This is a genomic window from Streptomyces lonarensis (genome assembly GCF_012033735.1).
GTDB lineage: Bacteria > Actinomycetota > Actinomycetes > Streptomycetales > Streptomycetaceae > Streptomyces > Streptomyces lonarensis.
Genome location: NZ_JAAVJD010000165.1, coordinates 1 through 11,829, shown reverse-complemented (window position 1 = coordinate 11,829; position 11,829 = coordinate 1). Strand labels below are relative to the sequence as shown.

At 73.5% G+C, this 11,829-nt stretch carries 10 protein-coding genes, 1 other RNA gene and 1 pseudogene; 2 read left to right on the top strand and 10 right to left on the bottom strand.

Annotation, left to right across the window (positions count from 1 at the left end; translation table 11 throughout):
* Window positions 1-54: 54 nt before the first annotated feature.
* Complete coding sequence (locus tag HCN56_RS18405; protein WP_167972552.1) at window positions 55-1,917, bottom strand: penicillin-binding transpeptidase domain-containing protein; 1,863 nt, start codon at window positions 1,915-1,917, stop codon at window positions 55-57.
* 296 nt (window positions 1,918-2,213) lie between these two features.
* Between HCN56_RS18405 and HCN56_RS18400 the strand changes: the two genes are divergently transcribed.
* Window positions 2,214-2,528 carry a 4a-hydroxytetrahydrobiopterin dehydratase gene (locus HCN56_RS18400; RefSeq protein ID WP_167972550.1) on the top strand — a complete coding sequence of 105 codons (315 nt, stop codon included), beginning with the start codon at window positions 2,214-2,216 and terminating at the stop codon, window positions 2,526-2,528.
* A 68-nt stretch (window positions 2,529-2,596) separates the two neighbouring features.
* On the opposite strand, the gene ssrA is transcribed toward HCN56_RS18400, so the two are convergent.
* The 5 genes from ssrA to ftsE all read right to left on the bottom strand — a co-directional run bounded on the left by ssrA (window position 2,597) and on the right by ftsE (window position 6,602).
* Window positions 2,597-2,966, bottom strand: a transfer-messenger RNA (tmRNA) gene (ssrA, locus tag HCN56_RS18395).
* A gap of 134 nt (window positions 2,967-3,100) precedes the next feature.
* Entirely contained in the window at window positions 3,101-3,583 is a 483-nt protein-coding gene (gene smpB, locus HCN56_RS18390) for an SsrA-binding protein SmpB (RefSeq protein ID WP_167972547.1), read from the bottom strand.
* Between the two features lie 130 nt (window positions 3,584-3,713).
* A complete protein-coding gene (locus tag HCN56_RS18385; protein WP_167972545.1) occupies window positions 3,714-4,817 on the bottom strand; it encodes a S41 family peptidase in 1,104 nt (367 codons plus the stop codon).
* A 148-nt stretch (window positions 4,818-4,965) separates the two neighbouring features.
* Window positions 4,966-5,880: a permease-like cell division protein FtsX gene (gene ftsX / locus HCN56_RS18380; RefSeq protein ID WP_167972543.1), complete on the bottom strand. Its 915-nt coding sequence runs from the start codon at window positions 5,878-5,880 to the stop codon at window positions 4,966-4,968.
* 32 nt (window positions 5,881-5,912) lie between these two features.
* Window positions 5,913-6,602 carry a cell division ATP-binding protein FtsE gene (gene ftsE, locus HCN56_RS18375; RefSeq protein ID WP_167972541.1) on the bottom strand — a complete coding sequence of 230 codons (690 nt, stop codon included), beginning with the start codon at window positions 6,600-6,602 and terminating at the stop codon, window positions 5,913-5,915.
* A gap of 270 nt (window positions 6,603-6,872) precedes the next feature.
* Here ftsE and HCN56_RS18370 point away from each other — a divergent pair, with 270 nt between their 5' ends.
* Window positions 6,873-7,064, top strand: coding sequence for a hypothetical protein (locus tag HCN56_RS18370; protein WP_167972539.1), 192 nt, complete (start codon window positions 6,873-6,875; stop codon window positions 7,062-7,064).
* Window positions 7,065-7,195: 131 nt separating this feature from the next.
* Here HCN56_RS18370 and HCN56_RS18365 read toward each other — a convergent pair whose 3' ends face one another.
* The 4 genes and pseudogenes from HCN56_RS18365 to HCN56_RS18350 all read right to left on the bottom strand — a co-directional run.
* Window positions 7,196-7,969, bottom strand: a complete 774-nt coding sequence (locus HCN56_RS18365) for a hypothetical protein (protein WP_167972537.1) — start codon at window positions 7,967-7,969, stop codon at window positions 7,196-7,198.
* Between the two features lie 432 nt (window positions 7,970-8,401).
* Entirely contained in the window at window positions 8,402-9,520 is a 1,119-nt protein-coding gene (gene prfB / locus HCN56_RS18360; RefSeq protein WP_167972535.1) for a peptide chain release factor 2, read from the bottom strand.
* 70 nt (window positions 9,521-9,590) lie between these two features.
* A complete protein-coding gene (locus HCN56_RS18355; RefSeq protein ID WP_167972533.1) occupies window positions 9,591-10,760 on the bottom strand; it encodes a serine/threonine-protein kinase in 1,170 nt (389 codons plus the stop codon).
* 299 nt (window positions 10,761-11,059) lie between these two features.
* Window positions 11,060-11,829, bottom strand: a pseudogene (locus tag HCN56_RS18350) (hypothetical protein); the annotation flags it as partial.

The window sequence follows — 11,829 nt, the reverse complement described above, 5'->3', positions numbered from 1 at the left end:
CGGCCGGCCGTGGCGGCCGACCGGGCGGGTCGTCGGGGCAACGCTCCGGCGGGGTCAGCCCAGGGCGTCCAGGAACGCGGCGGCGACCGGCCCGGCGTGGGAGCCGCCCGAGCCGCCGTCCAGCAGCATCACCGCGAAGGCGAGGTCGTTGTCCGCGTCGTACCCCACGATCCAGGCGTTGGTGGTGACCTCGCCCTCGCCGTCGGCGACCTCGGCGGTCCCCGTCTTGGCGTGGGCGGTGCCCGGCACGTCGGCGAGAGCGGAGGCGGTGCCCTGGGTCACGGTCTCCCGCATCAGCTCGCGCAGCGTCTCGACGGTCTCCTCGGAGAGCCTCTCGCCGCCGGCCGTCTCCTCCTGGGCGGCGTCGGGCAGCAGCACCGGCGGGCGGAACTCACCGTCGGCGACGGTGGCGGCCACCCCGGCCATCGCCAGCGGTCCCGCCTCCACGCGGCCCTGACCGATGAGGGAGGCGGCGTGGTCGGTGTCGCTGTCGAAGGCGGGGACGCCCCCGGAGAACGCGCCGAACCCGGCCTCCCATCCGGTGCCGATGCCGAAGGCCTCGGCGGCGCGCGTCAGTTCCTCGTGGCCGACCTGGTCGCGGTGCTCGATGAAGGTGGTGTTGCAGGAACGGACGAACGCCTCGCGGAGGGTGGTGTCCTCACCGAGCTCGAACTCGTTCTGGTTGTGGAACTCGCGGCCGTCGACGTTCGCGAACTGCGTGCAGCCCAGCACGGACTCGGCGGAGGTCCCGCCCTCCAGCAGCGCTGCCGCCGTCACGATCTTGAACCCCGAGCCGGGCGCGTACTTCCCCTGCGCGGAGCGCGCGTAGTCGGCCGGCTGGTCGGCGAGGGCCAGGATCTCCCCGGTGGAGGGCCGGATCGCGGCGATCGAACCGTCCTGGTCCTGGTCGGCAAGGGCCTCCTCGGCGGCGCGCTGCACGTCGAGGTCGATCGTGGTCCGCAGCGGCTCGCCCGGCGCGCCGCCGTCACCGGCGGCCAGCGTCTCCACCGCCGCGCCGGTTTCCCGGTCGGCGAGGACGACCTCGGTGGTCGGTACCCCGGCCAGCTCCGCGTCGTGCAGCGCCTGGAGCCCGGAACTGCCCTCGCCGGTGTCGGAGTCGACGCCGCCGACCAGTCCGCGCGCCTCGAAGGCGAGGGTGCGGCTGCCCTCGGCGGTCTGCAGGCCCTCGACCGCCTCGACGGTGTCCCGGTGCTCCTCGTAGTCGGCGTCGCGCAGGGTCACCACAGGCACGGCCTGGTCCTCGTCGGCCTCCTCGACCCGCTCCTGCAGCGCCGCCACGTCCACCCCGGCGTCGAGCTCCTCGACGGCCTCCCACGCGGCGTCGGGGTCCGTCAGCTGCGCCGGCCAGATCGACAGGGACCACACCCGCCCGACGCCCGCGAGTTCCTCGCCCCCGGCGGCGAGGACGGGCGCCCGGTCCGGGCGGTCCTCGCGCCGCACCAGCGTGGTGCCCTCGGCGAGCTGGGGATGGAGGGCGGCGGGCTCCCAGCGCACCGTCCAGTCACCGTCGGCGCGGGTGAGCCGGAGCGTCGCCTCGTAGCTCCACTCGGGCAGCCCGGGGCCCAGATTCCACGTCGCGGTGTAGGGCACCTCGCGGTCGCCGCCGTCCACCGGACGGGAGTCGCCCGACACGGTCAGCTCGCGCCCCTCGGCGGCGAGGTTGCGGGTGACCGACGCCATCAGGGAGGCGGCGGCCTCCGGGTCGTCGGTGAGCTCCGCCGCGGGGTTGTCGCCGCTCTCCTCCGTGACGTCCTCCGGCCACGCCGCGAGGAACTCGCCCGCGCGCTGCCCGGCCGCGTCGCCGTCGTCGCCGCGCAGCAGCCAGAACAGCAGCCCGGCGAGCAGCACGCAGCCCACGGCCACTCCCCCCGCGATCCGTACCCGTGTGCTACCCATGCGTGCCTCCCGCGTCTCGGCCGGAACGGCCGTCGGTGCCCCACCCGGCGGCCTCGGCCCGGCCGGCACCCCGCCCCGCGGGGACCGGCGCCCGTGATCGCCGCCCCCGGCAGCGTACACAGGGGCCGCGGCGGCGCAGCCGCCGTACCGGCGGCTGCCGACGTGACCGGCCCCGGCCCGTGCGCCGCCTCGCGCCAAGGGCTCACCGGCGGCAGACTCGACCGTGCCCGTGTGCGCCGGAACCCCCACCGGGCACCGACCGCGCCCGGCCACCGAACCGAGCAGAGGAGAGACAGATGCCCGCGAGTCCCCTGACCGACGCCGAGATCGACCGGGCCCTTGCCGAGCTGCCGGACTGGCGGCTGCGGGACGGCGACCTGACCGCCGCCTTCACCGTGGACCGCGGCGCGCTGCCCGGGTTCTACGCGGCGCTGGCCGCGGCCGAGGACGAGGCCGGCCACCACGCGCGCGTCACGGTGACGTACACGGCGGTGGGGCTGGCGCTGAACACCCACGACGCCGGCGGCGCCGTCACCGCCAAGGACACCGCGCTGGCGGAGCAGCTCTCCCGGATCGCGGCCGACCACGGCGGCCGCGCCGACCGGGGGTGAGCGCACCCGCCCCGGAACGCGCGAAGGCCCCCGGACCAGGCGTGGTGCCTGGCCGGGGGCCCGCTGTCGAGTGGAGATGGCGGGAATCGAACCCGCGTCCATCGGTGCAGAGACAGGGCTTCTCCGAGCGCAGTCCGCTGCGCTTTTCTCGGCCCCGGGAGTCACACGGACAAGCCCCCGACGGGCTCAGTCACTGTTGGATGTCCCAGTCAGCTCCCGTGACCGGAGCTGGTGGTGAGTCCCCTAGCTGATGCCAGGCACCGGGGCGGGAACACCCCCGGGCTGACACTTCACACTCGTTGCTCAGGCAGCGAGGGTGAAGGAATCGCGCTTGTTTTCGGCGATTATTTTTTTGCGACATATGGTTAACGAGATCATTGTCGCTTCCTCGGCTCGCTTCCCCTGCCTGGACAGCCGATGTCGAAACCGATCATCCCCATGTTGAGTTGACAAACGACCCGCGTCCGCCGCCCCGGAGGGCCGCGTCCCCGCGTCGTGCGCTGCACCCGATCATACGGGACAGCGTCCCGGCGGGCGAATGTATTCCGCCCGGCGCCGCCGCGCCGGGCGGCTCAGCGGCCGCGCTGCCGCCGGCGTGCGGCCGCGACCGCGCGGTCGGCCTCGCGGCGGTCCTGCTGCTCGCGCAGGGTGTGCCGCTTGTCGTACTCCTTCTTGCCGCGCGCGAGGGCGAGTTCGACCTTGGCCCGGCCGTCCTTGAAGTACAGGGCCAGCGGCACCAGCGTCAGGCCGCTCTCCTGCATCTTCCCGACCAGCTTGTCGATCTCGGCGCGGTGCATCAGCAGCTTCCGCTTGCGCCGCGCGCTGTGGTTGGTCCAGGTCCCCTGGGCGTACTCGGGGATGTGGACGTTGTGCAGCCACGCCTCCCCGCCGTCGATCTGCCCGAAGCCGTCGACCAGGGACGCCCGCCCCTGGCGCAACGACTTGACCTCCGTGCCGGTCAGCACCAGACCGCACTCGTAGGTGTCGAGGATGTGGTAATCGTGTCGCGCCTTCTTGTGCTGCGCGATCAGCTTGCGCCCCGTCTCTTTAGCCATGACCCGGCCATCCTACGACCGACCACCCGCCCGGGGCACCGGGTTAACCACCGGCACGCCGCGGTGGCCGCCTGCCCGCACCGGGCAGCACGTCCGGCGCCGCCCCGCGGTGCGGGGTGGCACAGGGCCGTCAGCCGCCCCCGGAGGCGAGCCCGCGCAGCACCGAGCGTGCCCGGGCGTCGGCGTTCTCCTCCGGGGCCGGCACGAGGTCCGGTTCGATCCCCCGGCCGTCCGCGACGCGGCTGCCCGACGGGGTGGCGTAGGTGCCGACCGTCAGCTCCGCGACGGAGCCGTCGGGCTGCTCGACCGGCATCTGCACCGTGCCCTTGCCGAAGGTGGGGCGTCCGACCACGACGGCCCGCATCCGGTCCCGCAGGGCACCGGCGAGCAGCTCGGCCGAGCTCATGGTGCCCCCGTCCACCAGGACCACCAGCGGCCGGTCGGTGTCGCCGCCCGCGCGCGCGTGCAGCGCGTGCTGCCGGCCGTGCACGTCGTAGGTGGCGACGACGCCGCCGTCGAGGAAGACCGAGGCCGTCTCGGCGGCCTCCTCGATCAGTCCGCCCGGGTTGCCGCGGAGGTCGAGCACGATCCCGTCCCCCTCGGGCGCGGCGGCGACCGCCGCGCGCACCTGTGCCGCGGCGCCCTGCACGAAGGCGGCGACCCGCACCTCGGTCACGCCGTCGGCCGGCCGGCGCACCGTGACGGGCTCCACCGCCAGCAGCTCCCGGAAGAGCTCCTCCTCGAAGCTCCGGCCGTCCCGCTCCACCCCGACCAGGACGGCGCTGCCGGCGCCGGCGGGCGCCGGGCCGCCGCTGCCGCGCAGCCGTCCCACCACCTCGGTCACCGGCCGGTCGTCCACGGAATCGCCGTCGACGCTGCGCAGCAGATCCCCGGTGCGGACCCCGGCGCGCTGGGCGGGGCTGCCGGAGCGGACCTCGCTCACCACCGTCCGGCCGTCCTGGGTGCGCCGCACCGCCATCCCCGTCCCGACGTACTCGCCGTCGAGCGACTGGCGGAAGGCCTCGTACTCCTCGGCGGTGAACGCGGAGGACCAGTGGTCGCCGCTGCCCTCGACGACGCGGGCGGCGTCCGGTGACGGTCCGGGCCCGGCGTGGCCGGTGCCCACGCCCCACGGTCCGGACCAGGCCCCGGCGGCCAGCAGACCGGCACAGGCCCCCGCCAGCACCGAGCGGCGCAGGCCGGGACGTGGGTAGAGGCGTTCGAGCCGCGACATGCTGCGGAGTGTAGGGCAGCGGACCGGCGCGGTAACGGTGCCGGTGGACCACAGTCGTCCGAATCACATCGAGGCGCGGGCGCGGACGCGCCACGCCCCGGCGCACGGAGGTGCGCCGGGGCGTGGTGCGGCCGAAGGAGCCGCCGGGTCAGACCTTGAGGTACTTGCGCAGGGCGAACATCGCCGCGATCGACGGCATCAGCGCCCCGACCACCAGGATGAACGGCATCACGGAGACCACCGCGTCCCAGCCGACGAAGTCGATCACCTGAATCCGCTCGTCCAGGAAGCCGTCGATGAGGAACAGCTTGCCGCTGACCAGGAGTCCGCAGGCGAACAGCGCCCCGATGATCCCCGCGATGGCGGCCTCCAGGATGAACGGCGCCTGGATGTAGAAACTCGACGCGCCCACCAGCCGCATGATGCCGGTCTCCCGCCGTCTGCTGAACGCCGACACCCGCACGGTGTTGACGATCAGCAGCAGCGCCACGACCAGCATCAGCGCCATCAGGCCCAGCGCCGCGATGTTGACGCCGTTGAGGAGTTGGAACAGGTTCTCCAGCAACGCCCGTTGGTCCTGGACGGAGTGGACCCCGTCCCGGCCGGCGAAGGCGGTGGAAATGGCCTCGTACTTCTCCGGGTCGTGGAGCTTGACCCGGAAGGACTCCTGCATCTGGTCCGGGGTCACCACGGCGGCCAGCGGCGAGTCCTTCTCCTGCTCGCGGTAGTGCTCGTACGCCTCCTCCGCCGACTCCGACCAGACCTGGTCGACGATGTCGTAGGCGTTGAGCTCGGCCTCTATCTCTTCCTTCTGCTCGTCGGTCACCGCGCCGCGCGGGCAGGCGGCGGGATCGGCCTCGGCGTCGTACTTGTTGCAGAGGAAGATCGAGACCTGGACCTTGTCGTACCAGAAGTCCTTCATGGAACCGACCTGCTCGCGGGCGAGCAGCGAACCGCCGAGCAGCGACAGCGACAGGGCGACGGAGACGACGACCGCCAGGGTCATCGTGACGTTGCGACGGAGACCGACACCGATCTCCGACAGGACGAAGTGGGCGCGCATGGCGTCCTTTCCCTACTCGTTGCTGTCGCGGATCAGTTCTGGTAGCCGTAGACGCCGCGCGCCTGGTCGCGCACCAGGCGGCCCTTCTCCAGCTCGATCACGCGTTTGCGCATCTGGTCCACGATCTGGGCGTCGTGGGTCGCCATCACGACCGTCGTCCCCGTGCGGTTGATGCGGTCCAGCAGCCGCATGATGCCGACGGAGGTCTGCGGGTCGAGGTTGCCCGTCGGTTCGTCCGCGATCAGCAGCATCGGCCGGTTCACGAAGGCGCGGGCGATGGCCACACGCTGCTGCTCACCACCGGACAACTCGCCCGGCATCCGGTCCTCCTTGCCGCCGAGGCCGACCAGGTCGAGCACCTCGGGGACGGTCTTGCGGATCTGGCCGCGCCCCTTGCCGATGACCTCCAGGGCGAACGCGACGTTCTGACCGACCGTCTTGTTGGGCAGCAGCCGGAAGTCCTGGAAGACCGTGCCCAGTTGGCGCCGGACCTGCGGGACCTTCCAGTTGGACAGCCGGCCGAAGTCCTTGCCCAGCACGTGGACGCTGCCCTCGCTGGCCTTCTCCTCGCGCAGGATGAGCCGGAGGAAGGTGGACTTGCCGGACCCGGAGGAGCCCACCAGGAAGACGAACTCACCGCGGTTGATCTCCAGGGAGACGTCCCGCAGGGCGGGGGCGTTCTGCCGGGGGTAGGTCTTGCTGACGCTGTCGAATCGGATCACGGTTGCACCAAGCTGGGACTGGGTAGGTGTGGGAGAACCTTCGCCTGGCGGCACCCCCTTCGAGGGGCGACGATACGCGAACCGGAACGCCCGGCGCAGTCACCGCCCGGACCCGTCCCCATAGGTCCTGTTTGCCCCGCGCCGAACCCCGGGCGCGCGCCGTCGCGGACCCCCGGCGCGGCGGCGCGGGGGACATCACACCGGCTCGGTGGCCCGCCCCGCGCGAGAGGGTGGCACAGTGGTGGGGGACGCTACGAGAGGAGCCGCCGCATGGCCGCCGACTGGCTGGTGTGTGCGAACTGCGCGGGGCGCGTGAGCGAGGGCCGCTGTGCGACGTGTCGCGCGCAGCTGGCGCGGCAGCGCGAGCGGGGGCCCTGGGAGGCACTGACAGGCCCTGCGGGGCTCCTGGCGCTGGTACTGGCGCTGGCGGCCATCGCCCTGGTGGTGGCGCGACCGGCCTGACGGCGGACGCCGGGGAGCGGGCCGCACCGCGGCGGTGGAACACCGAGCAGGACGGGACGGGCCCGGAGCGTGACGCTCCGGGCCCGTCTGCCGTACCACCGCGCGGGTCGCGCGGCTGACTGCCGCCTGGATCAGGCAGCCGCGCCGGTCTTGCCGAGAGCCTTCGGCAGGTAACGGAACGCGACGCCGCCGGCCACCATGGTGGCCGCGCCGACCAGCAGCAGCATGTTGCCGTCGGCCGCACCGGTCTCGGCGAGTTCGCCGCCGTTGCCGCTGCCCGCCTCGGAGCCGGTCGCGGACTGGTCCACGACCTCGGTCAGGTCCTCGTCGGCCTCCGGGGCCTCGATACCCTCGGTGGCGCCGGCCGACTGCGGGGCGCCGGTGCTGCCACCGGTGCTGCCGCCGGCGTCGCCGCCGCCCTGGTTACCGCCGGTGTCACCGCCGCCCTGGTTGCCACCGGTGTCACCGCCGCCCTGGTTGCCACCGGCGTCGCCGCCGCCCTGGTTACCGCCGGCGTCGCCGCCGCCCTGGTCGCCGCCGCCCTGGTCGCCGCCGCCCTGGTCAGCACCGCCCTGGTCAGCACCCTCGTCGGAGCCGCCCTGGTCGCCGCCACCCTGATCGGCACCGCCCTGGTCAGCACCCTGATCGGCACCGCCCTGGTCGCCGCCCTGGTCGACGCCCTCGGGGCCGCCGCCGGGGCCACCGGTGCCGCCGTCGGTCTCCTCGTCGTCACCGTCACCGTCGCCGTCCTCGGCGGGCGGGCAGGTCTGCGAAGGATCGTCCGGGCAGGCGCCGGGGCCTTCGTTGGCCTGGGCCACACCCGCGACCGCGAGAGAGGCACCCGCCGCGAAGACCGCGCCGGCGGCCAGACGCGCCACGTTGATGCGCACCTTGGAACTCGCCATAAGTGTTCACTACCCCCTGTAGCTGATGTAGTTGTGCGTGACTCGTCATCGGGTGCCCTGCACCTCGGTGGCTCGGGATTCCGTGGCCGGGGACCGCCGGGGCACGCAATCAGCCCGGCGCCACTCCCCCCAGGTACCGCGCGCTGCCGAAAAGCAGGCGCACCGGCGCACAGCCTTGCGTCGAATGGTCACACCGTCAAGTCACGGGTTACCAACGCTGCGCACGCGCAAGGCGTCGGCGAATACCCCCACCTCGCACACACCGCTTCCGCACATTCAACTGCGGCGAAGGCGAACGAAGTTCGGGGCGGTGTGAGGGAGAACACCGCCGGTTCTCACCCGTAGGGCTGAAAACCGGTGGCTCCCCCTCGGAAAACAACGCCCGCCCGGCCGTACGGGCCGGGCGGGAGGCGTCGTTGCGGGAACCGGGGCTCAGCCCTGCTCCTCCTGCTCCTGCTGCTTCCGCCAGCGGATGCCCGCCTCCAGGAAGTCGTCGATGTCACCGTCGAGAACGCCCTGCGGGTTGCCGGTCTCGTGGTCGGTGCGCAGGTCCTTGACCATCTGGTACGGCTGCAGCACGTACGAACGCATCTGGCTGCCCCAGGAGTTGCCGCCGTCGCCCTTGAGGGCGTCCATCTTGGCCTGCTCCTCGGCCCGGCGGTGCGCCAGCAGCCGCGCCTGGAGGACGCGCATCGCGGCGGCGCGGTTCTGGAGCTGCGACTTCTCGTTCTGGCAGGAGACCACGATGCCGGTCGGCAGGTGCGTCATCCGCACCGCGGAGTCGGTGGTGTTGACCGACTGGCCGCCCGGGCCCGAGGACCGGAACACGTCGATGCGGATCTCGTTCTCGGGGATGTCGATGTGGTCGGTCTGCTCCACCACGGGGAGCACCTCGACCCCCGCGAACGAGGTCTGCCGGCGGCCCTGGTTGTCGAACGGCGAGATGCGCACCAGGCGGTGGGTGCCCTGCTCGACCGAGAGGGTGCCGTAGGCGTACGGGACGCGCACGGAGAAGGTGGTGGACTTGATGCCCGCCTCCTCCGCGTACGAGGTGTCGAGCACCTCGGTCGGGTAGCCCTTGCGCTCGGCCCAGCGCAGGTACATCCGCTGCAGCTGCTCCGCGAAGTCGGCGGCGTCCACACCCCCGGCCTCGGCGCGGATGGAGACCATCGCCTCCCGCGAGTCGTACTCGCCGGAGAGCAGGGTGCGGACCTCCAGCTCGGCGATCGACCTGCGCAGGGACTCCAGCTCCGCGAGCGCCTCGGCCTTGGTGTCGGCGTCGTTCTCGCTCTCGGCGAGCTCGAACATCACCTCCAGGTCGTCGATGCGCGACCGCAGCTCCTCGGTCTTGCGGACCTGCCCCTGGAGCATCGCGAGCCGGCTGGTGACCTGCTGGGCGTTGTCCGGGTCGTCCCAGAGGGACGGCGCCGCCGCGTGCTCCTCGAGCACGGCGATCTCGGACCTCAGCTTGTCCAGGTCGAGGACGGCCTCGACCGACTCAAGGGTCGAGGTGAGGGACTTCAGCTCTTCGGAAACATCGACGACTGCCACGTCTCCAGCGTAGCGGTTGCCCGCACCGGGGAGCCCCCCGCTGCGGCCCGGCGGGCGTCGGCCGGGCGGCTCAGGCCAGCGCGAGGACCCCGACCACGACCAGCGCGACCGCCAGCAGCGCGGCGCCGAGGGTGACCGCGAGGCGCCGGCGGCGCTCGGCGGCACCGTGCCGGGCCGACCCCGCGCGGCGCTGCCCCGGGGTGCGGGGCAGCCGGGCGGTCCCGTTGGCGCCGCCCGCCAGTTCCTCGGCGTCGGGGACCCGCATGCGGGTGTGGGTGACGCGGTCGGGGTCGCTGACCGAGCCGCGCACCAGCGCCACCGCGCCCCGGGGCGTCTCGGCCTCCTCCGTGCTCTCCTCGGCCCCGGCCCGCTCGCGCACGGGGGCGTCGCTCTCCTCGCCGCTCTCGATGTCGAGGGCGGGCAGCCCCCGCAGCACGGGTTGGAGCTCGCGGAGCCGGGAGGCCAGTTCCGCGGCGCGGAGCCGGGAGGCCGGCGCCTTGGCCAGGCACTGCTGGAGGAGCTCCCACAACTCGTCGGGGAGGCCGGGGAGCGGTGCCGCCGTCTCGGTGACGTGCCGCCGCAGAACGGCGCCGGTGTGGCCGCCGCCGAAGGGGGTGAAGCCGGCGAGCAACTCGTAGAGGACGGTCGCGAGGGCGTAGATGTCCACCGGCGCCCGGGAGGGCAGACCCTCGACGATCTCCGGGGCGATGTAGTCCGGCGTCCCGACGACGCGGGAGGTGGTGCCGCGGCGGGGCTCGTCGATCAGCTGGGCGACGCCGAAGTCGGCGAGCAGCGCGCGGGGCGCGTGACCGGTGGCGTCGAGCAGGATGTTCTCCGGCTTGACGTCCCGGTGCACCACCCCGGCGCGGTGGGCCACGGCGAGCGCGTCGGCGACGTCCACGACGAGGGCGACGGCGTCGGCCGGGGCGAGCCGCCGGTGGCGGGTGAGGTGGGCGCGCAGGTCGGCGCCGCGCACCAGGTCCATGACGAGGGCGAGGTCGGTGCCGTCCTCGCTGATGACCAGCTCGCGCACGCCCACGATCCGGGGGTGCTCCAGCCCGAGGAGGGTGCGGCGCTCGTGGGTGAACCGCTCGACCAGTTCCGGGTCGGCCGCGAGGTCCTCGCGGAGCAGCTTGATCGCGACCGGGCCGTCGGGCCCCCGACCGAGCCATACCGTCCCGGCGCTGCCCCGACCGAGGACGCGCTCCGTGGTGTACTGGCTACCGATGTTGCGTGCCATGGCGGCAGGTTACGGCGTCGGCGCGTTGGAACCCCTCAACCACACCGGGATTGCCCGGTTTTGCGGAAGAACGTCGGACGGCAACCGCCGGGATAAATCGACAAATCCCCGAGACCGCCGCCGTATTGGCCCGGTTGCTTTGTCGGGGTGCGCCATTCACCGGCGCCCCCCGAGCGCGGCGCAAGCGCCGGAACGGGCGTGCCCGACCGGCCTCCGGTCGCGAACTCGCCGCCGCTTTCGACCCGTTCATCGAAGAACACGGCCGGAGCGACGGCGGTTGCCATTCCGTGCGGCGGAGGTCAATTCCCGTTCAGGTTCGCAATGTCGTCCTGCACGCCTTCCACACGTTCCTGGGCGCTGTCGATGAGCCCCACCCATTCCCCGACCCGGTCGAAGAAGTCCGTGGTGGCCTCCCAGAAACCCTGCCCCGAGGCGACCCAGTCCGGCAGCGGTGTCAGGTTCCACAGCAGGACGCCGATCACGACGATGATCAGCACCATGAAGAGGCAGCCCTTCAGGCACCCCAGACCGGGGATGCGCATCGGGTTGGCGCTGCGGCTGCGGCCGCGCGGCTCGCGGCGCGGCTCGGGCTCGGGGCGCGGCCGGCGTTCGCGCTGCGGCCGGGGCTCCGGCCGGCGGGGCTGCGGCTCCGGCTGGTGGTACTGGGGCGGGGGCTGGCGGTACTCGCGCTGGTAGGGCTCCTGGTACTGCTGGGGCGGCGGCTGGCGGTAGCCGCCCCGCTGCTGCCCGTACCCCTGGTCGGGGTGGCCGTAGCCGTGCTGCTGCCCCTGCCCCTGCTGCCGGCCGGGCGGCTGCTGCTGGCGGGGGCGCTGCGGCGGCCGGGGACCCCGCTGCGGAGCGTGGCGCAGCGGGTCCTCGGCGGGGTCGAACGGCTGGACCTGGGTCTGCTCGTTGCGGTCGCGCGCCGCGCGCATCTGGCTCTGCCAGGGGTGGGGTTCGTCCTGCCCGCCCCCGGTGGAGCCGCCCTGCCCGCCGGAGGGCGGGCCGGGCGGCTGCGCCGGCATCGCCCGGGTGGCGTCGAGTCCGCCGCGGTCGCCCTGGCCGGCAG